Annotated in this window: 22 protein-coding genes and 1 tRNA gene; 7 read left to right on the top strand and 16 right to left on the bottom strand. The window is 69.0% G+C overall.

Annotated features, from left to right (window positions below):
- Positions 1-38: 38 nt before the first annotated feature.
- Together ASF80_RS13040 and ASF80_RS13035 are read right to left on the bottom strand one after the other, a co-directional pair.
- The gene (locus ASF80_RS13040) at positions 39-1,571 is read right to left on the bottom strand and encodes an ABC transporter substrate-binding protein (RefSeq protein WP_056311368.1); all 1,533 of its coding nucleotides are present in this window, start codon (positions 1,569-1,571) and stop codon (positions 39-41) included.
- Positions 1,572-1,726: 155 nt separating this feature from the next.
- Positions 1,727-3,604 (bottom strand): FAD-dependent monooxygenase, encoded by a 1,878-nt coding sequence (locus tag ASF80_RS13035; RefSeq protein WP_162239133.1) that lies wholly within the window; start codon positions 3,602-3,604, stop codon positions 1,727-1,729.
- Between the two features lie 192 nt (positions 3,605-3,796).
- On the opposite strand from ASF80_RS13035, the gene ASF80_RS13030 reads away from it, so the two are divergent.
- Together ASF80_RS13030 and ASF80_RS13025 are read left to right on the top strand one after the other, a co-directional pair.
- Positions 3,797-4,624 (top strand): DUF1684 domain-containing protein, encoded by an 828-nt coding sequence (locus ASF80_RS13030; RefSeq protein ID WP_056311365.1) that lies wholly within the window; start codon positions 3,797-3,799, stop codon positions 4,622-4,624.
- Between the two features lie 21 nt (positions 4,625-4,645).
- Positions 4,646-5,584, top strand: coding sequence for a cation diffusion facilitator family transporter (locus ASF80_RS13025; protein WP_056311363.1), 939 nt, complete (start codon positions 4,646-4,648; stop codon positions 5,582-5,584).
- Positions 5,585-5,589: 5 nt separating this feature from the next.
- Here the strand turns inward: ASF80_RS13025 and ASF80_RS13020 are convergent, their stop codons facing one another.
- Positions 5,590-7,062 carry an HNH endonuclease signature motif containing protein gene (locus tag ASF80_RS13020; protein WP_056311361.1) on the bottom strand — a complete coding sequence of 491 codons (1,473 nt, stop codon included), beginning with the start codon at positions 7,060-7,062 and terminating at the stop codon, positions 5,590-5,592.
- 149 nt (positions 7,063-7,211) lie between these two features.
- Positions 7,212-7,772, bottom strand: a complete 561-nt coding sequence (locus ASF80_RS19425) for a MarR family winged helix-turn-helix transcriptional regulator (RefSeq protein WP_235559970.1) — start codon at positions 7,770-7,772, stop codon at positions 7,212-7,214.
- Positions 7,773-7,877: 105 nt separating this feature from the next.
- Between ASF80_RS19425 and ASF80_RS18940 the strand changes: the two genes are divergently transcribed.
- A complete protein-coding gene (locus tag ASF80_RS18940) occupies positions 7,878-8,708 on the top strand; it encodes a hypothetical protein (protein ID WP_056311354.1) in 831 nt (276 codons plus the stop codon).
- 110 nt (positions 8,709-8,818) lie between these two features.
- Here the strand turns inward: ASF80_RS18940 and ASF80_RS13000 are convergent, their stop codons facing one another.
- The 3 genes from ASF80_RS13000 to dcd are packed head-to-tail and all read right to left on the bottom strand — an operon-like array spanning position 8,819 to position 10,119.
- The gene (locus ASF80_RS13000; protein WP_056311352.1) at positions 8,819-9,037 is read right to left on the bottom strand and encodes a DUF2283 domain-containing protein; all 219 of its coding nucleotides are present in this window, start codon (positions 9,035-9,037) and stop codon (positions 8,819-8,821) included.
- 1 nt (position 9,038) lies between these two features.
- On the bottom strand, positions 9,039-9,512 hold the full coding sequence (locus ASF80_RS18935; RefSeq protein WP_157521054.1) for a hypothetical protein: 474 nt from the start codon (positions 9,510-9,512) through the stop codon (positions 9,039-9,041).
- Between the two features lies 1 nt (position 9,513).
- On the bottom strand, positions 9,514-10,119 hold the full coding sequence (gene dcd / locus ASF80_RS12990; RefSeq protein ID WP_042536862.1) for a dCTP deaminase: 606 nt from the start codon (positions 10,117-10,119) through the stop codon (positions 9,514-9,516).
- A 93-nt stretch (positions 10,120-10,212) separates the two neighbouring features.
- On the opposite strand from dcd, the gene ASF80_RS12985 reads away from it, so the two are divergent.
- The 4 genes from ASF80_RS12985 (at position 10,213) to ASF80_RS12970 (ending at position 14,170) form a co-directional block, all read left to right on the top strand.
- A tRNA-Gly gene (locus ASF80_RS12985) sits at positions 10,213-10,286 on the top strand.
- 87 nt (positions 10,287-10,373) lie between these two features.
- The gene (locus ASF80_RS12980) at positions 10,374-11,153 is read left to right on the top strand and encodes a hypothetical protein (protein WP_056311349.1); all 780 of its coding nucleotides are present in this window, start codon (positions 10,374-10,376) and stop codon (positions 11,151-11,153) included.
- A gap of 246 nt (positions 11,154-11,399) precedes the next feature.
- On the top strand, positions 11,400-13,229 hold the full coding sequence (locus tag ASF80_RS12975) for an AMP-dependent synthetase/ligase (RefSeq protein ID WP_056311347.1): 1,830 nt from the start codon (positions 11,400-11,402) through the stop codon (positions 13,227-13,229).
- 17 nt (positions 13,230-13,246) lie between these two features.
- Complete coding sequence (locus ASF80_RS12970) at positions 13,247-14,170, top strand: DUF1295 domain-containing protein (protein ID WP_056311344.1); 924 nt, start codon at positions 13,247-13,249, stop codon at positions 14,168-14,170.
- 494 nt (positions 14,171-14,664) lie between these two features.
- Here the strand turns inward: ASF80_RS12970 and ASF80_RS12965 are convergent, their stop codons facing one another.
- From ASF80_RS12965 to ASF80_RS12925, 9 genes are read right to left on the bottom strand one after another with little or no spacing between them, the layout of a single operon-like run.
- Positions 14,665-15,072: a DUF2809 domain-containing protein gene (locus ASF80_RS12965; protein WP_056311342.1), complete on the bottom strand. Its 408-nt coding sequence runs from the start codon at positions 15,070-15,072 to the stop codon at positions 14,665-14,667.
- 22 nt (positions 15,073-15,094) lie between these two features.
- Positions 15,095-16,030 (bottom strand): DUF4862 family protein, encoded by a 936-nt coding sequence (locus ASF80_RS12960; protein ID WP_056311340.1) that lies wholly within the window; start codon positions 16,028-16,030, stop codon positions 15,095-15,097.
- On the bottom strand, positions 16,027-16,803 hold the full coding sequence (gene nagB, locus ASF80_RS12955) for a glucosamine-6-phosphate deaminase (protein WP_056311338.1): 777 nt from the start codon (positions 16,801-16,803) through the stop codon (positions 16,027-16,029). The genes ASF80_RS12960 and nagB overlap by 4 nt, the downstream gene beginning before the upstream one ends.
- A complete protein-coding gene (locus ASF80_RS12950) occupies positions 16,803-17,486 on the bottom strand; it encodes an N-acetylmannosamine-6-phosphate 2-epimerase (RefSeq protein ID WP_056311336.1) in 684 nt (227 codons plus the stop codon). The genes nagB and ASF80_RS12950 overlap by 1 nt, the downstream gene beginning before the upstream one ends.
- Positions 17,483-18,445 carry an ROK family protein gene (locus ASF80_RS12945; RefSeq protein WP_056311334.1) on the bottom strand — a complete coding sequence of 321 codons (963 nt, stop codon included), beginning with the start codon at positions 18,443-18,445 and terminating at the stop codon, positions 17,483-17,485. The genes ASF80_RS12950 and ASF80_RS12945 overlap by 4 nt, the downstream gene beginning before the upstream one ends.
- Positions 18,445-19,392, bottom strand: coding sequence for a dihydrodipicolinate synthase family protein (locus ASF80_RS12940; RefSeq protein WP_056311333.1), 948 nt, complete (start codon positions 19,390-19,392; stop codon positions 18,445-18,447). Before ASF80_RS12940 ends, ASF80_RS12945 begins: the two co-directional genes overlap by 1 nt.
- 15 nt (positions 19,393-19,407) lie before the next feature.
- A complete protein-coding gene (locus ASF80_RS12935; RefSeq protein ID WP_056311331.1) occupies positions 19,408-20,208 on the bottom strand; it encodes an ABC transporter ATP-binding protein in 801 nt (266 codons plus the stop codon).
- Complete coding sequence (locus ASF80_RS12930; RefSeq protein ID WP_056311329.1) at positions 20,205-22,259, bottom strand: dipeptide/oligopeptide/nickel ABC transporter permease/ATP-binding protein; 2,055 nt, start codon at positions 22,257-22,259, stop codon at positions 20,205-20,207. Before ASF80_RS12930 ends, ASF80_RS12935 begins: the two co-directional genes overlap by 4 nt.
- 1 nt (position 22,260) lies before the next feature.
- On the bottom strand, positions 22,261-23,217 hold the full coding sequence (locus ASF80_RS12925) for an ABC transporter permease (RefSeq protein WP_056311327.1): 957 nt from the start codon (positions 23,215-23,217) through the stop codon (positions 22,261-22,263).
- Positions 23,218-23,280 lie beyond the last annotated feature (63 nt).

Raw genomic sequence — 23,280 nt, 5'->3', positions numbered from 1 at the left:
GGGCCCCCTGCAGTGCGGCAGGGGGCCCGCGGCATCCGCTAGTCGCTGATGGTGACGCCGGTCAGGCTGATCTGCCCCGGGATCTGAGGCAGGTCCGAGACCTTCGGCGACTTCACGATGAGCGTGGGTGTGCCCACGGTGAAGACGAGGGCGCCGCTCTGCAGGCCTGCGCGCGTGGCGTCCTGCAGGTTCTCGGCGTAGTCCGGCGAATCGAGCGGCGTCTCACGGGCGACCTTGATCGCCTCGTCGAAGCCCTCGGGAACGTACGGGCTCGAGAGGTTGAGCGGACCGTCCTTGCCGAAGTGCGCCGTCAGCGTCTGCACCGGCGACTCGCGGCCGGTGGTGCCGTAGGTCGAGAGCACGAGGTCCTTCGCGAAGAAGGGCGTCGCCCAGTCGGGAGCCACCGTGATGTTGGCGGTGATGCCGACGGCCGCGAGCTGCGCCTGGATGACCTCGTTGATGACGGCATCCGCGCTGACCACGAAGTCGACGACGATCTCACCCGGCTCGTACCCGGCGTCCGCGAGGATCTTCTTGGACTCCTCGGGGTCGTAGGGCCAGAGGTCCTCGGACTCGTCGTCGTAGGCGATGTATCCCTCGGGGAACGGCTGCGTGGTCGCGTAGCCGAGACCGAACGTGACCTTCTCGACGAGCTCGTCGCGGTCGATCGCGTGACGGACCGCGTCGACCACGGCCGGATCGTCGAACGGCGCCTTGTTGATGTTGAGGCTGAGGTTCGATGCCGAGTACACCGGGTGCGTCGCGACGTCGAGACCCGCGTCGGTCGCGGCGTCGTACTGTGCCGGGGCGAGGCCGTAGGCGAAGTCGTAGACACCGGTCTGGATCGAGGCGACGAGCGTCGACGGGTCGGGAGCGGTCGAGAGCTCGACCCGATCGATGTGGATGTTGTCGGCATCCCAGTAGTCGGGGTTCTTCTCGAAGTAGATGTGCGACTCTGGCACGTACTCGGTGACCGTGAAGGGGCCGGCGCCGACGGGCCACTGGTCGAGCTTCGCCGGGTCCTCGGCGGCGAGCGGGCTCGTGATCTGCGCCGTGCGCTTGCCCAGCAGCAGCGGGATCTGGTGGTCGACCTGGTTGAGGTGCACCGTGACGTCGGTCTCGCTGTCGGCCGTGACCGACTCGATCGAGGTCAGGTCGCCGAACAGCGCCGAGTTCTCCTGTGTCTTGGCGCGCTCGATGTAGAGCTTCACGGCCTCGGCGTTCAGCGGCTCGCCATCCTGGAAGACCAGTTCGTCACGCAGGTGGAACGTGACCGCGGTGCCCTCGGCGTTGTAGTCCCAGCTCTCGGCGAGCCCGGGGGCCGCCTCGCCCTTCTCATCGATCTCGGTGAGCGAGGCGTAGGCGAGCGCGGTCAGGTTGAAGCCGAATCCGGAGCCCTGCACGATCGGGTCCCAGTGAGCGGGCAGGGTCGCGGCCCAGCGGAGGACGGACTCGCCGCCCTCGTCGTCCGAGCTGCTCGACGCCGGGGTCGCGGCGCACGCGGTGAGCGCCAGGGCTCCCACGAGCAGCGCTGCGGCTGCGGTTCGAAGTCGAGTGAATCTGCGGGTCATGAGCTGTTCCGTTCTGCGGTGTCTGGCTTGTCTCGGTGCGGGTGGTGGCCATCCTGACGCGGGTCAGGCGGCCGACGATAGGGCGGTGTCACAAAGGTTCCGGCGACGAAACCTGACGTCACATGTCGTCGTCGGAGGACTCCGACGACGGGCGATCAGAGGGTCGCGGATGCTGTCGCGGGGGTCTCCGCGGCTGCATCCGTGCGTGCAGTCACGAGGGTGTCGCTGGCGGGAGTGCGCCCGTAGACGCGGTCGAGGACCGCTGCGGCACTCGATGCGTCCGCGCCTCGCCATGCGACGTGGTGGTCGGGTCGGACCAGTGCGAAGGGAGCCCCGTAGAGTTCGCGCGCGCCGGCATCGGGGAGGTGGATCACCTCGAGACCGATGGCCCGCTCCCGCGCCGCCTCGGTGAACCCGGCGACCGCGGAGACGTCGTCGGAGAGCACGAGCAGGGCCGCGTCGCCTCCGATGCGGTCGTAGAGAGTGACGCCGTACGGGTCGATGATGCCGTTGGGTGCGCGATGCCCCGGACGACCGCCGGGCACATAGACGCCGGCATCCCAGGGTGTCTCGGTCGCGGCCTGGTCGGGCTCGTAGGCGATGACCGGGGAGTCGTCGTAGCGCTCGTCGAAGTAGACGCCGACGTCGCGACGCTGGCCCTGAGCGAGGATCTCGCGGATGCGGTCGCGTCGCTCCTCGGCCTCGGGACTCGTGTCGTCGTCTGCGGGGAATCCGAGTCGGCGGGCCTCGTCGACGTTGCTCTCGGTGCGGTCGGCGCGCGCCTTGGCCGAGGCGCCGACGCGGGCATTGTGCGGGCGGCGTTCACGGTCGTAGGAGTCGAGCAGGGCGTCACCGCCGGTGCCGCGCAGGACTGCCGCAAGCTTCCACCCGAGGTTGAACACGTCGCCGAACCCCTCACCGAGGTTGCCGCCGGGCGTGCGCACGTGTGCGGCATCGCCGACGAGCAGCACTCGGCCCTGCCGGAAGGTCTTCGCGAGCCGAGTGCTCTTGAAGTACGGGGTCACGTCGACGACCTGCAGCGCGAGATCCGAGCCGAAGGCCGCGCGGGCGAGCGCCAGCAGCTCCTCTTCGGTGGGCGTGTGCTCAATCGGATACGGCCCCGCGTAGACACGCCAGTCGGTCTCGTTGAGAGCTGCGAGGAAGCCGGAGTGGATGCCATTCACGATCACGTTCACCGCGCTCGGGAACGGGTCGCGGCCGGCGTAGTCGCCGTCGGTGCGCACCACGAAACGGAAGTGCCGATCCGTCGCATAGGCGCCGTCCCGTTCGATTCCCGCGAGGGTGCGCACGGTGCTGCGGGCGCCGTCGGCACCGACCACGTACTTCGCTCGGATGCGACGGACGGCGCCGGTCTCGACATGCTCGACGGTTGCGATGATGCCGTCGCGTGCTCCGGCATCCTGCTGGTCAGCCGATGCACTCGACGCACCCGATGCGCTCGGTGCCCCCGATGCGCCCGGTGCCCCCGATGCGCCCGGTGCCCCCGATGCGCTCTCGAGCAGCGAGAGCAGACGCCATCCGCCGGCCACCGGCACGTCGAGTTCGGCGAGCTGGTCGAGGAACGCCTGCTGCAGGGCGGTCTGCGGGCGGCGCAGCGACTCGGCCAGCGAATACGGGTTCTCTGCGCGGCCGGTGAAGCCCGGGCGGCCGGTCGGAGTGCCGGGGCGTGTGAGGTCGTGGCCGATCAGGGAGGTGCGGAACGTGGTGCCGAGGTTCCACTCGGGCGGGAAGGTCCAGCCTCTGCGGATGCGGTCCTCGACGCGCCACTGCTGGAAGAACTCCACCGTGCGGGCGCTGTGCCCCATCGCCCCGGCTCGGATCAGGCGGAACGAGGTCGCGGCATCGACCACGGCGACGTCGACCTTCTGCCGGTTGAGCTCGAGTGCGGTCGCGAGACCCGATGGCCCCGCCCCGACGACGAGGACCTCGACCTCCTGCGGCGGGGTGCCGTGTGCGAGCAGCACCGTGTCGACGTGCCGCTCTCCGCGGCTGATCTCGTTCTGGGCGACCATGTGAACCTCCAGGCTGGGGTCGGGAATGCAGATCATCATTCGCCTCACCCACGGCACGCGCGTCGGCGGCGTCACAGAACTTCTGCGAGCGTCATGCGGCGTCACCGGACGACACGGGCCGACAGCGGGCGCCGTCGCCGGAGCAGGGCTGGCTACTGTGAGCCGCACATCGCATCGGACCGGAGGACAGAGATGACGATCACCGACACCACGACGCCCCCAGCACCCGCCCTGGACTTCGTGCAGGAGTGGCAGCACTGGCACGACGGGATCGAGGCGCAGAGGCGGACCCCGCACAGTTTTCTCGCGTACACGAGCTTCAACCTGTTGAGCGAGGAGCCGCAGCGCTTCGACGACGTGCCCGGCACCTGGACGACGGGCCCTGAGGGCGTGATCGTGCAGCTCGACGCCGGACAGGTGCTCGATGTCGACGGCGTCGCGGTGCGCGGGGTGCACCAGTGGGGCGTGATCGACGAGCGCACCTTCCATCGGGCTCGTTTCGAGGACGCCGTGGTCGAGGTCTCGAAGCGAGGCGGCCGGGACATCGTGCGGCCGCTGCATCCGGAGCATGCGCTGCGCACCGAGTACGCCGGCACTCCCACCTTCGCGCCCGACGAGCGCTGGGTGATCGAGGGCGTGTTCGAGCCGGAGCCGGTGCGCGACATCGACATCGCGGCGGCGATCCCGTCGATCGAGCACGTGCATGCGACGCCGGGCAAGGTGCGGTTCGCGGTGGACGGCATCGAGTCCTCCGTCACGCTGATCGGGCAGGGCGCGGATGCCGCGGTGCTGCTGTTCCGCGATTCGACGAGCGGCGTCACGACCTACGGGGCGAGCAGGACTCTCGCCGTGGCGCTGCCGAGCGGGGACGACCGTCGCGTGATCCTGGACTTCAATCGGGCCAGGAATCTGCAGTGCGCGTACACCGACTACTCTCCGTGCCCGTTGGCGCCGGTCGAGAACTGGCTGCCGTTCGCGGTCGAGGCCGGTGAGAAGACGCCGCTCGCCCGCACGTCGTGACCGCAGGAGTAGCCTGACCGCGTGACGGTCATCATCGCTTTTCTCGCCAACATCCTCGTCGCGATCGCCAAGACCGTCGCGGCGGTGCTCACATCGTCGGCGTCGATGGTGGCGGAGGCTGCGCACTCGTGGGCGGATGCCGGCAACGAGATCTTCCTCCTCATCGCCGATCGCCGTGGCGCCCGCGCGAAGGATGAGCGGCACCCGCTCGGTTATGGTCGCGCGGCGTTCGTCTGGTCGCTGATCGCCGCCTTCGGGATCTTCACCGCAGGGTCGATCGTGTCGATCATGCATGGCGTGCAGGAGCTGTCCGCGACCGGACCTGTCGAGAGCCCCGCCGTCGCCTACACGGTGCTCGGCATCGCGTTCGTGCTGGAGGGCGCGTCGTTCACGCAGGCGATGGTGAAGTCGCGACGCCTCGCGCGTGAGCGCGGATCGTCGACCTGGGACTATGTGCTCGACACCAGCGACACGACGTTGCGCGCGGTGTTCTTCGAGGACATGGCCGCCCTGATCGGTCTCGTCCTCGCCGCCGGGGCGATCGCGATGCATCAGATCACCGGGGTCGCTGCCTGGGATGCGGTGGGATCGATCCTCGTGGGAATCCTGCTCGGTGTCGTGGCGATCATTCTGATCGGGCGCAACATCGCGTTCCTCGTCGGCTCGAATGCGTCGCCGGCGCTGCGTGACCGCGTGGGGCGCGCGCTGCTCGGTTCGCCGCAGATCCAGCGCCTCACCTACCTGCACATCGAGTACGTCGGACCGAACCGGCTGTTCATCGTCGCCGAGGTCGACCTGGCCGGCGACGCCCGGGAACACGATGTCGCCCGACGCCTGCGCGAGATCGAGCAGCAGATCGAGGGGCACGAGGTCGTCGAGACCGTGGTTCTGTCGCTCTCCGTCGACGACGAGGACTCGCTCGTCTTCGGTGCGGCCGAAGACGCAAGCGCACAGCAGTAGCCGCATCACCCTGCCTGCGTGAAGACCGGCGGTGCTTGCGCGTTCGCTTTCGCTTGCGCTTGCGCTTGCGACCGCGCTGGAACGCTGAGTCGCGGGGTGCGCCATCGCTGTTCGGGATCCCACCATCTCGGGCCCCGCACCTGCGGAAGGCCGTCGTCCATGCGGATCTCCCACCCGGAGGTGCCCAGACTTCGGTGATGCCACCAGCACAACGGCACACCGTTGTCCGTATGCGTCGGACCGCCCCTGGAATGCTCGACGACGTGATGGATCTCACACCACGACGCCGGAACGTGACATCCGGGGATCAGACACTCCGTGTCCCGGGCGACGATCGCCCGCCGTTGATGCGCCGTGAACACCCGATCCGTGGTCGTGATCCCGATGATCCGCCCCTCATCCATGAGCACCCGCTGGATCGTTCCCGAGCATCCGACGTGCGAGGCGACGCTCACAGGCAGCTGCCCCCATGCACCGCTGACGCTCGCACGCCCGGTGCCGTTCTCGAGGTCTTTCGCATCGACAGTCACGACCAGTACCGGACCCGCACCTCCGAGCGTGGGCATGTCCCGGTGGCGTGCAGCGATCGCCAGCGCCGCGGCAAGAGCATCGTGCCGCTTCTGCGCGGCCGTGCGTCCGTCGATCACGTTGCGCGGATCCGAGTTGAACGGATCTTCTTCGGCGTCACCCTCCCCCGGCGTGAACACCACGCCCGGCTTCGGTGGACCGTCGCCCTTGGGGTTGTTCTGCGCGTCGAGGATCAGCTCCAACTGCGCGGCGACCTCGGGCGTCAGATACCCCTTGATCGAGCGCAATCCGTCACGCACCCGCCCGAGGGTGATGCCTCGTCGACGGGTGGGCTCATCGCCGGGTTCGTCTCCGTCGGGGTCGAGCAGCGCGACCAGCGTCTCGGCAAGCAGCTTCAGCTCTTCGAGAGTGGGCGCGGGCCCCTGGACCTCGTCATCGGGGCCGCCCTCAGGATCAGGTCTGATGCCTCGTGCCGCCCGGGCGAGGCACATGTCGGCCTCGAGCCGATCATCGACGCTGAGGCGATACGCCACCTTCTCGAGCGGCTCGGTCGCCGCGAGCATCCCCGCGACTCCGATCGCCCCGTCGAGCATCGCCTCTCGCAATGCCGGCCACCGCGCGGGCAGTCGATCGCCCGACACCAGGTTCACGTTTCGTCGGATCAGGGCGACGACCTTCTCGACCTGTGACGCCCCGCGCACGTCTGTCAGCAGGGTGCGCTGCAGGAGTTCGTTCGGCGTGCGGCAGCCCGTGGAATGCGGGAAGTCCACCGCATCTGTCGAGGCGATCGTCTCGACCACCACGGCCTCGACCCGCCGGAACGCCGCGCCGGCCGCCTGCAGCACCTCTACCCGCTCGGCGTCGGACAACCCCGCGAGCGCGTCATCGGAGAGCACCTGATCGAGGTCGGCGATGACCTGATCGACAAGGGTGCGAGTGCGGGATGACATGCCTCCATTCAACTCGCAGCCACCGACATTTGACGCGAAGAATCAGCCGCTTTTCGACCAGATCAGAAGCATATTCCGGAACACCGGAGCAGCGTTCCGGAATGCCGATCGCGAACGTCACGAGCGCCAGCGAGACGCCTATCGAGCGCTCAGCTCTCCCAGTTGTCGGCGAGCTTGTTCAGCAGGTTCGCGAGCTGCTCGCGCTCGTCTTCGGTGAACGCCGCGAGCGCCTTGCCGAGTGCTTCACGCCGCTCGCCTCGCATACCTCGAGCGACCTTGCGCCCTTCATCCGTCAGCGCGATGCGCGTGCGTCGCGCGTCGTCAGGATCCGCCTCACGCCGCACGAAACCGTGCGCGACCCCCTGTTGCACGAGTCGCGAGGCGCGCGGCTGATCGACGCCGATGGCCGCGCCGAGGTCGCTCACGCTCAAGGGCGTGGCTGCCGCCGCGAGCGCTTCGAGCATCCGCATCCGCGCAGGCCCCCCGAAGCGCCCGGACGGGTCGTTCATCCACGGCGGCATGCCGGGATGCCCCGGGTGCCCGTGACCGTGACCCCCCTGCTCGAAGTGATCGGGGTGAGGACCGCCGTGCCAGCCGTGGGGGCCACCCATTCCACGGGGGCCGCGACCACGTTCGCCCGGACGGCGCCCGCGCAGACGGGACAGGGCGCGGGCGATGGCCTCGGCGGGGTCGTTCTCTTCGGCGCTCACCCGTCGATTTTACATGCGACTTGACATGCATCCGCACTGCATGTCACACTACATATACATGCATAGTGACAAGCACATGCTCCATGACATCTAAGGAATCACCTCATGAACACCTCTGATACTCAGAACACAGACACCACTCCCCGCCCGTTCGGCTTCTGGATCAAGGCGGTCGACCGCCTGATGGCCGCCGAGTTCGCCTCGGCTTTCGAGGGCGAGCAGGCGAGCCGCCGCGACTGGCGGATCCTCAACGTGATCGACGGCACGGCGCCTGCGCGCCGCCCGCTTAACGCCCACAAGCTGCACGACCTCGTCGAGCGCGGATGGGTCGTCGCCGATGGCGACGGCTGGATGCTCACCGACGACGGTCGCGCCGCAAAGGAACGCCTCGGCGGCATCGTCGACGGCATCCGCGCGAAGGTCACCGACGCCGTCTCCCCCGACGACCTCGCCACCACACTCGCCTCGCTCGAGCAGATCGCCCGCGCGTTCGGCTGGGACGAGGAAACCCCTCTTCCCCGTGGACGCGGCCGTCGCCACGGCTTCGGCCCGCGCGGGTTCGGACGCGGCTTCGGCCCCGGACACGGCTTCGGCCGCCGCCACGGCCGACCGTTCGGACGCGGTCGCGACTTCGGCCCCGACTTCGGTCCGGGTCGCGAGCACGGCCGCGACCACGGGCATGAGCGCGGGCATGAGCACGGTGCGGATGCCGAGTTCGGCACCGACTCCGACTTCGCCGACCGCGCCTGCGCGCACCGCGGACACCGCGGGCACGACCGCTTCGCCGACGAGCGCGGCGGCCACGGGCACGGCGACGGCCACGGCTTCGGTCCCGGCCACGGCCACAACCGCGGCGACCACCGCACCGCCCGCGCGGCGCAGCACGCCTACGAGCGCGGCTTCGACGCCGGGTTCTCCCGCGGTCGCGACGCCTGACCGCATCCGATCACCGAAAGCCCCGTCTGACCTCGGTCAGGCGGGGCTTTCTGCGTGCGCGCGGGTGGACGGCGCGGGATCAGAAGAGGCCCGGTCGCGACCCCGGTGCGTCACTGACCGCGGACATCCTCCGGCCGGAGCAGCCCTGATGCGCCGAGTATCTCGACGCCGAGCAGATGACCGTCGCGATCGAAGTCGAGGATGAGTTCACCGGACATGCCGTCGGGCAACGCCACAGGCACCTGCCGCGCCGCCTCGCCGGGCCGGATCGGCCGCCCGATCGTGGCGTAGGCCGCGTCAACCTCGGGGTCGTAGGTGAGGTCGCCCACGTCAACCGGTCCAGGATGCCGCGGCGGCCGCGATCGAGGAGGAGTCGACGGCCGACAGCCCGAAGGTCGTGACCCCGAGGTAGATCGCGCCGATGATCGCCGCGGCGAGGAGCAGCAGCAGGAACGCGAAGATCACGAAGGTCAGCGCGCGGTATCCGCCGGACGCCGGAACCTCAGGGGCGACCGACGGCTGAGCCCAGTCATCAGCGACGGGGGCGGGCTGGTCGCCCGTGAGGATCGCCGGCTTCGGCCGAGTCCGGCGGGTGGCCGGAAGCATCGCCTCGGGCGGAGGCGGTGGGATCACGACATCCGGAACAGACGACTCCGGCGGAGGCGGCGGAATCACCGCATCCGGAACCGCGCTCTCGAATGGAGGCGGCGGAATCACCGCATCCGGAACAGACGACCCTGGCGGAGGCGGCGGGATGACAGCATCCTCCGACGGGTCGTACGGATCTCTGCTGTCACCGCTCATGTCAGCCCCCTACGGCTCCGACGTCGGTCGTGCCGACGTCCGTCTTGTGGAAGTTCTGGAACGACCGGGATGCCGTCGGCCCCCGCTGCCCCTGGTAGCGGTTTCCGTACGGGCCGGAGCCGTACGGGTTCTCGGCCGGCGAGGTCAGGCGGAAGAAGCACAGCTGCCCGATCTTCATTCCCGGCCACAGCTTGATCGGCAGCGTCGCGACGTTCGCGAGCTCGAGCGTCACGTGCCCGGTGAAGCCCGGGTCGATGAACCCGGCGGTCGAGTGCGTGATGAGGCCGAGGCGACCGAGCGACGATTTGCCCTCGAGGCGCGCCGCGATGTCATCCGCCAGCGAGACCTGCTCGAAGGTCGCGCCGAGTGCGAACTCGCCGGGGTGCAGGATGAACGGCTCGTCGGGGTCGACCTCGATGAGGCGCGTGAGCTCGGGCTGATCGACCGACGGGTCGATGAACGGGTACTTGTGGTTGTCGAAGAGGCGGAAGTAACGGTCCAGGCGCACGTCGATGCTCGACGGCTGGATCATCTCCGGCTCGTGCGGATCCAGCCCGATGTGGCCGGATGCGAGTTCTGCTCTGATGTCGCGGTCGCTGAGAAGCACGGCCCCAGCCTAGTTGCCGCACGCCGCCGACACTTTGGCCATGACGGATCTGACGGGTAGGCTGGCGTTCACCCGCTCCTCGGATGCAGGTACGGGGCTGTAGTTCAATGGCAGAACTTCTGCTTCCCAAGCAGATAGCGCGGGTTCGATTCCCGTCAGCCCCTCCACGACTTGCGCGGATTGCATATCGCGACACGCGACGCCAGCCGGCTTCGGTCACGTCCGCAGTCGCCCCGCCGTGGTTAGCATGACCCATGGCAACGACGTCACGCACCCAGCTGCTCGTCAACTCCTCCGTCGCACTCGTGTTGGCTGGCATGACGACGGTCACCCTCCACGAGCTCGCCCACTTCGTCACGTCGTCGGCATTGGGCCATTCCACGACTCTGTTCGCGACCTCGGTCGACAGCGCCGCGACCGACGTGCCGACGAACATCGCGACAGCTGCTGCCGGCCCCCTCTTCAGTCTGGTGTTCGGCCTGGCGATCGTCTTCGGAGGCCGACGGTGGGGCGCAGGATTCGGACGGTTGTTCTGGATGTGGTTGGGATTCACCAGCGCCCAGACCGGCTTCGGGTACCTGATGATCGCGATCATCGCGCCCGTCGGCGACACCGGCAAAGTGCTCGAACTGCTCGGAGCGCCGGCGATCCTGTTCTGGGTGTCGCTGGCCGTGGGAATCGCCGGCACCCTCTGGCTGTCGCGGCTCTTCGCCACGCGCGTGGTGGCGTACTCCGACGGCACAGAGCCCTCGATGCGCACCTTCGGGATCTTCTCGTGGCTGATCGGCACCGGGGCCCTCGTGCTGATCTACGCGGTGACCGTCATGACACTGCCCGCCGATGCGATCTTCGTCTCGATGATGGGCATCGTGGCCCTGGCGATCTTCGCGCCCATGTTCAGCTTCTTCTACAAGCGAGTCTCCGTGCCCCACGAGCACCTCGCGCTCCGCACTCCGGTCATCTGGATCGCGGTGACCGTCGTCGCCGCCCTCGTCGTCATCCTCGTCCTGAATCGCGGCGTCACTCTGGGCTGATCGCCCGGCTCCCCGGTCAGGCATCTGCGCACGCGCCGCAGGCGAGAACCCCGGCCGCGGCGTGAGATGGTCGTATCGGGGCAGTATTTCGCGCCACGCCCGCAATCTCATCCCATCCGAACCGTCATCGGTTCCGAACAAGAGGATACGGGCGGTACTCGCGCGCCCGCGTTGTAGGCCGAATGCTCCGACGCAGGCCCGCGTCACGCGTCTGAGAGCCACCCCGCACGACCGAGAGGAGCCCCGATGATCGAGTCATCGACCCCGCCGCTTGCAGACCTCGACGGGTACCGCAACGTCACCGACCTGCTCGTCGCACGCGTCGCCGCCGCTCCTGATCATGTCGCCTTCGAGGTCGCAGGAGCGGATGCCGCAGCACCCTGGCGACCGATCACGACGCAGGCCTTCTCTGATGAGGTGCGCGCTCTCGCGAAGGGCTTCATCGCCTCCGGCGTGCAGGCTGGCGACCCGATCGCGATCATGGCGCCGACGCGCTACGAATGGGCCGTCGCCGACCTCGCGTCCTGGTTCGCCGGCGCCGTCGTCGTGCCGATCTACGAGACCTCCTCTGCGTCCCAGGTCGACGCGATCGTCGCGGATGCCGGGGTGCGTCTCGCGATCGGCGGCACCATGGAGCACGCGGCTCTTCTGCAGGCGGCACTCGCGAAGACGGATGGGGTCACGCTCGGAGCCTGGACGATGGATGTCGCCTCGCCCAGCGCTCTCATCGACCTGGTCGCGCGGGGCGTCAATGTCACCGACGAGGAGCTCGAGTCGCGCAGGACGTCTGCGTCTCAGGACGACCCGGCGACGATCGTCTACACCTCGGGCACCACCGGCGAGCCCAAGGGCGTCGTACTCACTCATCGGAACTTCCTCGGGCAGGTGCTCAACATCGCCGCCGCGTACCACGAGATCGTGAACGAGAGCGGGAACACCGTCATCTTCCTGCCGCTCGCGCACGTGCTGGCGCGCGGTCTGCAGCTGATCTGCCTGGCCAGCGGCATGCGCATCGCGCACCTGTCCGACCCGTCGACGGTCGTCGCCACGCTCGACACGCTGCGCCCGACCTTCCTGGTCGTCGTGCCCCGCGTGCTGCAGAAGATCCAGGCGGCCGCTGGCGACAAGGCCGCTGAGAAGAAGCTCTCGGCGGTGTGGACGAAGGCCCGCTCGACGGCCATCGCCTGGGGCCGCCGCGCCGAACGCGTCGATGCCGGCCGCCGTGTGCCGAGGGACCGCGGGCTCACCCTGCGTCACCGCTTCTTCGACGCGCTCTTCTACCGGCGCCTTCGCACCGTGATGGGCGGACGCGTCGGCTACATCCTGTCGGGTGGGGCCGCGCTCGACACCGATCTCTCGCTCTTCTTCCGCGGCATCGGGGTCCCCGTCATCGAGGGCTACGGCCTCACCGAGACGACCGCACCCCTGACCGGCAACCTGCCCGGTCGCATCTCCTCCGGCAGCGTCGGCTCTCCACTGCCGGGGCTCACGGTGCGCATCAGCGACGAGGGCGAAGTCCTCGCCCGCGGTCTCGGCGTCTTCAGCGGCTATCGCAATCCGGCCCATGACGAGGGCGCCTTCGTCGACGGCTTCTTCCGCACCGGCGACCTCGGGCGTCTCGACGACCAGGGCCGGCTGATCCTCGAGGGCCGCCTCAAAGACGTGATCGTGACCTCCAACGGCAAGACGATCGTGCCGACCCGCTGGGAGAGCGCCGTCGAAGCCGATCCGCTCGTCTCGCATGCCGTGATGGTGGGCGAGGGAAAGCCGTACCTCTCGGCGCTGCTCGTGCTCGACCCCGAGCAGACTCTGGCATGGGCGGACGCCCAGGGCACCAGTATCCCCGCCGTCACCCAGCCCGACATCCGCGAGGTCACCGACCCCGCGCTTCGCGCCCACCTGCAGCGCGCCGTCGACGCCGCGAATGCGCTGGTGGCACGCAGCGAGCAGGTGCGTCGCTTCAGCGTGGTCTTCGCCGACCTCGAGGACCGCGGGCTGGTCACGCCCACCATGAAGCTCAAGCGGAGCGTGGTGCTCGATCGCGCCGGCGCCACCGTCGAAGACCTGTACCTCTGAGAACCGGAAAGAACACGATGTCCTCCCCCACACCCACGAAGCCCAAGTCCTCGCGCGCCTCGCTCATCGCGATCATCGTCGCGCTCGCCATCGGGGCGCTCGTCGCGCTCGCCGGCAGTCAGGGCGGTGCGACGCTCGGCGGCATCCCGCTGTTCGCCCTCGCCGTCGCCGGGGCATACGCGATCCAGATCCTCGCCTTCATCCCGGCGATGCTCCTGCGCACCGAGCGGTTCTTCGACCTCACCGGCAGCCTCACGTTCCTGGCGATCTCCGTGGCCCTCGTGCTGCTGACGCCCATGCCGGACGCCCGCAGCTGGATCCTCGCGGCGATGGTGATCCTGTGGGCCGCGCGCCTCGGATCGTTCCTCGCCATGCGCGTGCACAAGGCCGGGTCCGACGGACGCTTCGACGAGATCAAGGGCTCCCCCGTGCGCTTCCTGCAGGTGTGGGTGATCCAGGGCGCGTGGGTGTCGATCACGGCAGCCGCGGCATGGATCGCGATCAGCACGGATGCCGGCGCGCGGGCCCCCATCGGATGGCTGACCGTCGTCGGCATCATCGTCTGGGCGCTCGGCCTCGTGATCGAGATCGTCGCCGACGCGCAGAAGTCGGCGTTCCGCGCAGACCCGGCCCACAAGGACGAGTTCATCCGCACCGGCCTGTGGTCGCGCTCGCGTCACCCCAACTACTTCGGTGAGATCGTGCTCTGGGTGGGCGTCTTCCTCACCGCCGCACCGGTGCTCGCCGGATGGCAGTGGGTCGCGATCCTGTCGCCGCTGTTCGTCATCCTGCTTCTCACCCGGGTCAGCGGCATCCCGCTGCTCGAGGCACGCGCTGAGAAGAAGTGGGGCGACCGCGCCGACTACATCGAGTACCGCGAGAACACCCCGTCGCTGATCCCCCGACTCACCCGGCCCGCCCTGCGGCAGAGCGCCGCCTGAGGGGTTGGCGCGCTTCAATCATTTGATGCTCAGGAACGAAGCGCGCTTCCCATCTCATCCCCCAGGTCCCCCGCGAGGGGGATGCCCTCGCGGGACTCGGACGGTTTGATCGGATCATGCACCAGAACAGGGCAACCGATCCGTACCGAACTCGACGACTGCGCACGACATTCAGGCTGATCTCCGTGGGAGCCATCGTAGGAATCGGCGTTGCCGTGGTGTGGTTCACTGTGTCGGCCATGGCGGAGTCCGGCGCGCAGATGGCAGCAGCAAGCGCGATGGCCGCCGGAGTAGGTGCAGCGTGGTCAGCAGCGTTCGCCGCAGTCAGATCACGGCAGAAAGCGGCGGACGAAGAACCGTCGCAAAGCACCGTCTGACCCCAGAGGCTCCGGCGGTTCCGGACAGCAAGCCCGGCACCTCGTCATCGAACGGCCACAGAGACAGGGTGCCCGCTGCTGGGGAACTCTCTGCGACAGGCCAGCGCCGTGCCGACTTCACCGAGGAGGCCTCCGCCGCGTAACCAGATCGCACACCGTTGCTGCGGCCGCGCCCACCGCGTAGGCGATGAGGTCGCGTGCGTCGAAGCCTGCACCCAGCACCAGTCGCACGGGCCAGAACGCCTCTGCCCACACTCCGGGGAGACCGGTGAGCTGGAACAGCTCGATCAGGGTGCAGACGACGACTGCGGCAGCGCCGACGGCCCAGGAGGCGGCGCGCGCGAACACGACGGCGATGACGAGGTAGATCATCACGGCGTAGAGGGCATCGCCCGTGAAGTCCGCCACCGGGCCGCTGCCGATCAGGTGCACGGCGAGGCCGACCACGATGACCAGGACGGCCGCGATCAGAAGCCGTCGGCGCCGAGTGCGCACTGTCGCGTCGCGGTCGGGTGAGGGCTGCACCCCCTCACCCTAGGTGAGGGGGTCAGCTCAACACGGAGCGTAGGGCGTCGAAGTTGTCCGCGACGGTCCGGACGAGATCGTGCACCGTCCGATCACGCGGGCGCCTGCTCACCTTCAGCCCGAGCCGCTCGACACCAGCAGCTGCAGCGAGCGCGGCGGCGACATGGGCCTCGCCCAGCAGAGAACCCGAATCAGAATCCGCCGCCGCGAGCGGCAGATGACCGTCCGTCCAGGCCGGTCCGTAGGGTCCATCCACCGAGGCGGATCCCGAGAACGTCAGCCCGGCGAGAAGACCAGTCGCCGCGGCGAGGGCGATCTGCTCGGTCACGGCGTCGGCGTCGCGGGTCTCGATCACCGAGCGCCCCCAGTTCAGCCAGAGCGAGATCGGAGCCTCGACCGAGAGGATCGCACCGATCTCCTCGTCGAGTGACAGGAAGCCCTTCTCCCAGGGGTGACTCGCGGTCGCGGCGTCGCAGTGCTCGATGACGAGCTGCGCTCCTGCCCAGTCCCATTGCGTGATCTCGGCCAGGGATTCGACCAGCGGTGGCCGTGCTGCATTCCCCTGGGGTGCCGTGTGCAGAGCCACCAGGGTCACGGATGCGTCACTCTCGGCCCCGATCCGCTGCACGTCGTCGGCGACCGCGCGCAGGTCGGCGAGGGCGGCGCGGCGTCCCTCGTCGTCGGGCGATGCGATGCCATAACGAGCATCCGTGCCGCACCGCTTCATGACCCACGGCAACGGGGTCACCGCGAGTTCTGCACCGGCAGGCGCGTGGCTCAGGAACCATTCCGGATCATGAGGATGCAGGCGCCCCATCCACGGCACCTCGAGCCCTGCGACCCCTGGCAGCGCGCAGAGGGCGGGCAGGAGTGCAGCCTCGAGTGCGGGATCCCAGGTCGTGTGAGCCGGTGAGACCGCGTAGGAGCTGACCAGCAGCGGTGCGAGCGACTCGGTCATGACACCAGGTGGCGGTGCGCGTGGGCGTGCCGGTAGTAGTCCGCGAGCTCGATCCGCGACGCGGCGGCGTCATCGACGAGCACCGTGACGCGGCGATGGTGCTGGAGCACCGTCGCCGGCCAGCGGGCCGACACAGGGCCCTCGACGAGATGCGCGATCGCCTCCGCCTTCGCGTCACCGGTCGCGACGAGGACGATGCGTCGGGCGTCCATGATCGTGCCGAGCCCCTGGGTGACACAGTGTCGGGGAACCGCGTCGATGTCGCCGCCGAAGAACCGGGCGTTGTCCGCGCGCGTCTGCGCGGTGAGCGTCTTCACGCGGGTCCGCGACGCGAGCGACGAACCGGGCTCGTTGAAGGCGATGTGCCCGTCGGTGCCGATGCCCAGGATCTGCAGGTCGACACCACCCGCCTCGCGTATCGAGTCCTCGTAGTCGGTGCAGGCCGCGGTCAGGTCGGCGGCGTCACCGTCGGGTCCGCGCACCGCGCCGGGGGCGAAGTCCACGCGCGAGACGAAGTCCTCGTCGATCACCGTGCTGTAACGGCACGGATGACCCGGAGGCAACCCGACGTATTCGTCGAGCATGAAGCCGCGAGCGCGGGCGAGCGAGAGCTGCCGGCGAGCGACGCGCTCTGCCACGGCATCGTAGATGCGCAGCGGGCTCGATCCCGTCGCGAGGCCGAGCACGGCATCCGGTCGAGCCGCGATCAGGGCTGCGATGTCGTCCGCGACGATCTCGCCGACCTGCTCGTCTGGTGCGATGACGACGTCCATCAGCTCTCCTCGATGAGTGCGGCGACGAACCACGACGTGATGGTCGCCGGGTGGGTGATCGCGGTGCCGACGCACACGGCGAAAGCTCCCGCCGCGGCCGCGGCCGTTGCTTGAGCAGGCGAGTGGATCCGCCCCTCCGCCATGATCGGAGTCGTGCAGTGCGCCGCGAGCAGCGCGATCAGCTCGAGATCGGGGCCCTCGGTCTTCGGGCGCTCCGACGTGTAACCCGAGAGCGTGGTACCCACGATGTCCGCCCCGGCCCGCTCCGCCCCGAGGGCATCATCGAGTGAGCCGCAATCGGCCATGATCAGTGCATCCGTGTGCTCTCGGAGCGCCGCGACAGTCTCAGCGAGACTCCTCCCGTCGGGCCGCGGCCTGCGGGTCCCGTCGATGGCGACGATGTCGGCGCCCGCATCGGCGACCGCTTTCGCGTGCTCGAGCGTCGGCGTGATGAAGACGTCGGAATCGCCGTCCTTCCACAGCCCGATCACCGGCACGGTCATGCCTGCGACCGCTCTGATGTCGTCGATGCCCTGCACCCGGATGCCGACGGCTCCGCCGACCACCGCCGCCTGTGCGATCTGCGCCATGGTGCGAGGGTCGCGCATCGCCTCGCCGGGGTACGCCTGGCACGAGACGACGAGGCCGCCGCGCAGCTTGTCGAGGATGTCCGTGGTTGTCATATCGCCCTCCAGGCGGATGCTGCTGCGCCTCGCAGCGGAGCGTCGTCGCCGAGCACGCCCGGCAGGATCGGGGTGGACTGCAGCGCGTCGATGGCGTCGGCGACGAAGGCGCGTTGCATCGGCGTCCACCAGGCATCGCCGATCTTCGGCACTCCCCCGGTGATCACGATCCGCTCTGGGTCGAGGATCGTGGCGGCGCCGGCGAGCGCGCGCCCGACGGCGGCAGCCGATTCGCTGACGGCACGGCGGGCGATCGGGTCGCCGTCTGCCGCAGCGGCCGCAACGCCGCGGGCATCGGCGATGAGCGGATCTCCGCCGAGCCAACGGAAGTGCGCGTGCATGCCGATGCCCGAGCCGATGGCTTCGAGATGACCCATGCGACCGCAGGGACAGCGCAGATGCTCGGCACCCGGAGTCGGCAGGTGGGCGATCTCGCCCGCGACGTGATGGGCGCCGCGGAGGGCGCTGCCGTCGAGGATGAGCCCTGCACCCACACCGGTTCCCACGGCGACGACGAGCACGCTCGCGGCATCGGCCGCCGCTCCGTGCCGGTGCTCTCCCTCGGCGTGCGCGTCGACGTCGTTCTGCACGACGACCGGGGCGTCTGGCGCGAGCGACTCCCCCAGCGCCTCCCGCACGAGCTGGGCGACGGGTGTGCCGGGCCAGTCGGCGAAGGTGTCGGTCGCCGAGACGATCGAGCCGGTCGAGACGTTCACGACTCCGGCCGTGCCGATCCCGACGCCGGAGAGCAGCACCGGCACCCCGGCGCGGAGCCTCCGCGCGAGTCCGGCGACGGTCGAGACGACAGCCGCCGGTCCTTCAGCCGCCCTCGTCGGCGCCGTCTCGGTGCGCAGCAGCACACCGTCGCGATCGACGAGAGCCGCCGCCGTCTTGGTTCCGCCGATGTCGACGGCAAGAACGACCTCGCGCGGCGGCGCATGCACGGGACGGCCGGCCATCAGGAGACGGCGACCGGCAGCATCCCCTGCTCGGACAGGATGTGGCGGATGCGCGAGACCGTGTCGCCGTCGAGCGACTGCACGGTGTGGGCCATCGTCGCGTGATCGATGATGCCGCGGGCGTGCATGGCCGCCTTGAACGCACCGACACCGGTCGCGTCGCCCGAGAGGCCCCGCGGCTCGAAGACGATGTCGAACGCGCGATTGATGCGCTCCTGCTCGGTGCGCGCCTCGGTCCAGTCGCCGCGCTGCGTGGCATCCCACAGCCTGACGTACCCCTCGGCTTCGACGTTCGCGAAGCCGGGAACCACCCCGTCGGCTCCGGCCAGGGCCATGGCGTCGACCACGAGCTCGTGTCCGGTGAGCAGCTGCAGCGGACGCCCGGCCTCGACGTTGGCCGCGATCAGACGACGGAACGAGACGTCGTCTCCCGACGAGTCCTTGACGCCGTGGATGACGCCTTCCTTGCCGAGCTGCACGAGCAGGTCGATGCCGAGCTTGGAATGCACGCGGACCGGCACGTCGTAGGCCCACAGCGGCACGTCGATCGCGGCGGCGATCGCGCGGAAGTGATCGGCGACCTCAGCGGCCGAGTTCAGCGTGTAGAGCGGTGCCGTCGTGACGATCGCCTGTGCGCCGGCTGCCACCAGACGCCGCGCGGTCTCGATGATGCGGGGGGCGGTCAGCTCGATCGCCCCGGCGATGATCGGCACCCGACCGGCGTTCACCCTCACGATCGTGGTGAGCAGCTCGACGCGCTGATCGTCGGTGAAGTAGGCGGTCTCGCCCGTCGATCCGAGCGCGAAAAGCCCAGAGACGCCCTCGGCGATGAGCCGTTCGACGAGCCGCTCCAGCGAGACGTGGTCGATCGTGCCGTCGGGCAGCAGCGGGGTGGCGACGGGCGGGATGACACCGGTGAAGGTGACGGAGGAGGATGCAGCAGTCATTGTGTTCCGGTCGTTTCAGTTGGTCGGTTCGAGCAGCGAGGGCGCAGCGCCCAGCAGCGTTCTGGTGTAGTCGTCGGAGGGTGCCTCGAACACGCGGGCGGCGTCGCCGAACTCGACGACCCTCCCCCGGTTCATCACGGCGATCTCGTCTGAGAGGTAGCGGACGGTCTGGATGTCATGCGAGATGAAGACCATGCCCAGGCCGAGCTGCTCCTTGAGGTCGGTGAGCAGGTTGAGGATCTGAGCGCGCACGGAGACATCGAGCGCCGAGGTGGGTTCGTCCGCGACGATGACCTGCGGATCGAGCACCAGTGCCCTGGCGATGGCGACACGCTGGCGCTGACCCCCCGAGAGCTGGCTGGGCAGGGCCTCGAGTGCGGAGGCAGGCAGCCCGACGAGTCCGATCAGGTCGCGCACCTTGCGGTCGCGGCTGGCGGGCGTGCCCAGCCGGTGCACCTGCATCGGATCCAACAGCGCATCGCGCACGGTCATCCGGGCGTTCAGAGCCGTCGCAGGATCCTGGAAGACCACGGACAGGATCCGACCGAGGCGTCGGCGCACCGCCGGCGTGAACGATGTCACGGTCTCGCCGTCGAACACGACTCGGCCGCTGGTCGGCTTCTCGAGCCCGACCAGCACCTTGGCGGAGGTGGACTTGCCCGAGCCCGACTCTCCCACGATCCCCAGCGTCTGCCCGCGCTTCACGGAGAGCGAGACACCGGCGAGGGCGTCGACGTACTTCGGCCTGAACAGCGACGATGCACGCGTCTTGTAGCGGACGTGAACGTCCTCGAGCTCGATGACGGTGTCGCTCATCGTCCTGCTCCGATCGCGTCGATGGGCGCATCGTCGGGATGCGCCGCGTAGTAGTGCTCGGTTCCTCGGATCCGACGTCGCACAGGCACGGCCCCCGCATAGCGGGCCGGGTCGGACGAACGAGGAGCGAAACGGTCGCCCGCGGGGAAGTCGCGCGGCGACGGGACGACGCCGGAGACCTGGTGGAGCCTGTCGGAGCCCGCCTCGATCGAGAGCACAGCGCCGAGGAGGCCCTGCGTGTACTCGTGCACCGGCTGGGTCAGGATCTCCCTGGTCGTGCCCTGCTCGACGACCTGCCCCGCGTACATCACCGTGATGCGGTGAGTGAGCTCGGCGACGAGCGCCAGGTCGTGCGACACGAAGACGAGGGCGAAGCCGAGCTCGCGCTGCAGTCGCATCAGCAGCTCGACGACCTGCGCCTGCACCGTGACGTCGAGAGCGGTGGTCGGCTCGTCGGCGATCACCAGTCGCGGGTCGCGGGTGAGCGCCATCGCGATCAGCACGCGCTGCCGCTGACCTCCCGACAGCTCGTGCGGGTACGAGGCGAGTGTGCGAGCGGGGTCGAGACCCACCAGTTCGAGCAGGTCCTCCGCCGTGCGGGTGCCCCCTCGGGAGGTGAGCTGCTTCATCTGCGAGCGGATGAGCATCGCCGGGTTCAGCGAGCTCAGCGCATCCTGGTAGATCATCGCGATGTCGTGCCCGCGGAGCGCGTTGCGACGCTTCGGGTTCATCTGCAGCAGATCCTGACCGTCGAAGAGGATGCGACCGCGGATGTCGGCCTTCGGGTCGAGCAGGCCCATGATCGCGAGGGACGTGATCGACTTGCCGCAACCCGATTCGCCGACCAGCGCCATGGTCTCGCCGGGGCGCACGGTGAAGCTGACATGGTCGACCACGTCGACGTCACCGTGCCGCGGGAACGAGATGCAGAGGTCCTGCACGTCGAGCAGCGGGGTGTCGTCGCCCGAGTACACGAGACGATCGGTACGCGCGAGCTCGCGCTGACGCAGATCGGCGAGGCGGTCGGCGAGAGGCACCGCGGGGGCGACGGGCACCAGCACGTCCGGGACTCCGCTCGGAACCGAGAGGTTGACGGCGGTGTCGACCGTGACGATGACGTTCGTGTCGTCGGGGCCGGCGGCCGCCTCTTCGAGCTCGTGGGTGGACTCCTCGGTGTTCGCGGCATCCGCGCTGATCTTGCGTGCACGCGGCGACACCATCGTGTCGGTCATCCCCTCGGAGAGGATGTTGAGACACAGCACCGTGATCATGATGAGGATGCCGGGGAAGAAGGTCGCCCACCACGCCCCGCTCATCAGCAGGTTGCGCCCGGCGGCGATCACGTTGCCCCACGACGGCTCGGGGTCGGGCACGCCGGCCTGCAGGAACGACAGCGACGCCTCGAAGACGATCGCGTCGGCGACGAGCACAGTCGCGAAGACGAGCACCGGGGCCATCGCGTTGCGGGCGACGTGCTTGGCGATGATCCGGGGAGTGCCCGCTCCCATGACGCGCACGGCGGAGACGTAGTCCTCGCCGTACTGGTCGAGGATGTTCGCGCGGATGATGCGGGTGAGCTGCGGCACGTAGAGGAAGGCGATCGTCAGGACGAGCACCGGCAGCGATTTGCCGAACACCGCCACGAACACCGCGGCGAGTGCGATGCCGGGGAAGGACATCACGATGTCCATCACCCGCATGAGCGTCTCGGAGATCCATCGGGGAGCGGTCGCGGCGATGGTGCCGAACACGCACGCGGCGGCCAGGGCGACCAAGGTCGCGCCGAGTCCGATCACCAGCGAGTACCTGGCGCCGTAGACGAGCCGAGAGAAGATGTCGCGGCCCTGGCGGTCGGTGCCGAACCAATGCTCCGCGCTCGGCGGCTGCACCGGGGGGCCGGAGGCCAAGGGGTCGAACGGTGCGACCAGGGGCGCAGCGATCGCGGCGATGGCGATGATCGCCAGCACGACGATGCAGATCAGGGAGCCGAGGGACAGGCCGCCCAGCCGGAGGCCCGGAAGCGAGAGTCGTTGAGTCAGTTTGCGTCGCATGTCACACCGCCCGGATTCGGGGATTGATGAGCACGTACAGGAGGTCGACGATGATGTTGATCACCACGAAGGCCAGTGACACTGCGAGAGTCACGCCCTGCACGAGATTGGGTTCGTTGTTGGTCACGCCGTTGAGGATCAGCGTGCCCATGCCGGGGATCGCGAAGATGATCTCGATAACGACCGCTCCGCCGATGAGGTAGCCGATGCGCAGACCGAGCACGGTCACGGGCGTGATCAGTGCGTTGCGCAGCACGTTGCGGCCGACGACGACGGTTCGCGGGATGCCTGCGCCGAGAGCGGTGCGCACGTAGTCTCGGTCGAGCTCCTCGACCATCGAGGTGCGAACGACACGGGACAGCTGACCGATCACGGGAACGGCGAGAGCGATGGCCGGCAGCGCCATGCGGGCGAGCCACCCTGACGGGTCCTCCCAGAAGTCCGGGAGCGGTCCGGATGCGGGGAGCACGTTCGGCCCGAGGGTGAAGAGCTGGATGAGCAGGATCGCGAGCCAGAACGAGGGCGTCGACAGCGACGCGACCCCGATGATGCGGATGAGCTGGTCGGGCCAGCGGTCGCGGTAGACGGCGGCGAGGACGCCGATCGCGAAGGCGACGATGACGGCGATGAGAAGGCCGAGGAAGGTCAGCGCCAGCGTGACGGGGAAGGCACGGACGACCTCATCGATCACCGGAAGACTCCGTGCCGAGTAGGTGCCGAGGTTGCCCTGCAGCAGCCCGATCAAGAAGGTGAAGTAGCGCACGAGCAGCGGCTGATCGAGGCCGTACTGCTCTCGGTACGCCTCGAGCGCCTCGGGGGACGCGGTCTCTCCGAGCGCGGTGCGTGCGGGGTCGACGGGCGAGAACGACATCACGAAGAAGACGAGGAACGTGATGCCGAGGATCATGAACGGCAGCTGCAGAAGCCGTCGTCCGATGAGGCGGAGCGTGTTGGACACGTGCCGCNGGGGAGGTGTGGCGGGGATGCGCTCGGGCGCGCATCCCCGCCGTGGAGACCGGGG

This window comes from Microbacterium sp. Leaf159, assembly GCF_001423615.1.
Taxonomy (GTDB): Bacteria; Actinomycetota; Actinomycetes; order Actinomycetales; family Microbacteriaceae; genus Microbacterium.
Note: the sequence above shows the minus strand (reverse complement) of the source record. Positions and strands in the feature narration are given on the sequence as shown.

Excerpts from the sequence above, each read along its gene's own strand:
- ASF80_RS13040 (WP_056311368.1), bottom strand. The coding sequence starts at position 1,571 with ATGACCCGCAGATTCACTCGACTTCGAACCGCAGCCGCAGCGCTGCTC.
- ASF80_RS13035 (WP_162239133.1), bottom strand. The coding sequence starts at position 3,604 with ATGGTCGCCCAGAACGAGATCAGCCGCGGAGAGCGGCACGTCGACACG.
- ASF80_RS13030 (WP_056311365.1), top strand. The coding sequence starts at position 3,797 with ATGACGATCACCGACACCACGACGCCCCCAGCACCCGCCCTGGACTTC.
- ASF80_RS13020 (WP_056311361.1), bottom strand. The coding sequence starts at position 7,062 with ATGTCATCCCGCACTCGCACCCTTGTCGATCAGGTCATCGCCGACCTC.
- ASF80_RS18940 (WP_056311354.1), top strand. The coding sequence starts at position 7,878 with ATGAACACCTCTGATACTCAGAACACAGACACCACTCCCCGCCCGTTC.
- ASF80_RS18935 (WP_157521054.1), bottom strand. The coding sequence starts at position 9,512 with ATGAGCGGTGACAGCAGAGATCCGTACGACCCGTCGGAGGATGCTGTC.
- ASF80_RS12980 (WP_056311349.1), top strand. The coding sequence starts at position 10,374 with ATGGCAACGACGTCACGCACCCAGCTGCTCGTCAACTCCTCCGTCGCA.
- ASF80_RS12975 (WP_056311347.1), top strand. The coding sequence starts at position 11,400 with ATGATCGAGTCATCGACCCCGCCGCTTGCAGACCTCGACGGGTACCGC.
- ASF80_RS12970 (WP_056311344.1), top strand. The coding sequence starts at position 13,247 with ATGTCCTCCCCCACACCCACGAAGCCCAAGTCCTCGCGCGCCTCGCTC.
- ASF80_RS12960 (WP_056311340.1), bottom strand. The coding sequence starts at position 16,030 with ATGACCGAGTCGCTCGCACCGCTGCTGGTCAGCTCCTACGCGGTCTCA.
- nagB (WP_056311338.1), bottom strand. The coding sequence starts at position 16,803 with ATGGACGTCGTCATCGCACCAGACGAGCAGGTCGGCGAGATCGTCGCG.
- ASF80_RS12950 (WP_056311336.1), bottom strand. The coding sequence starts at position 17,486 with ATGACAACCACGGACATCCTCGACAAGCTGCGCGGCGGCCTCGTCGTC.
- ASF80_RS12945 (WP_056311334.1), bottom strand. The coding sequence starts at position 18,445 with ATGGCCGGCCGTCCCGTGCATGCGCCGCCGCGCGAGGTCGTTCTTGCC.
- ASF80_RS12940 (WP_056311333.1), bottom strand. The coding sequence starts at position 19,392 with ATGACTGCTGCATCCTCCTCCGTCACCTTCACCGGTGTCATCCCGCCC.
- ASF80_RS12935 (WP_056311331.1), bottom strand. The coding sequence starts at position 20,208 with ATGAGCGACACCGTCATCGAGCTCGAGGACGTTCACGTCCGCTACAAG.
- ASF80_RS12930 (WP_056311329.1), bottom strand. The coding sequence starts at position 22,259 with ATGCGACGCAAACTGACTCAACGACTCTCGCTTCCGGGCCTCCGGCTG.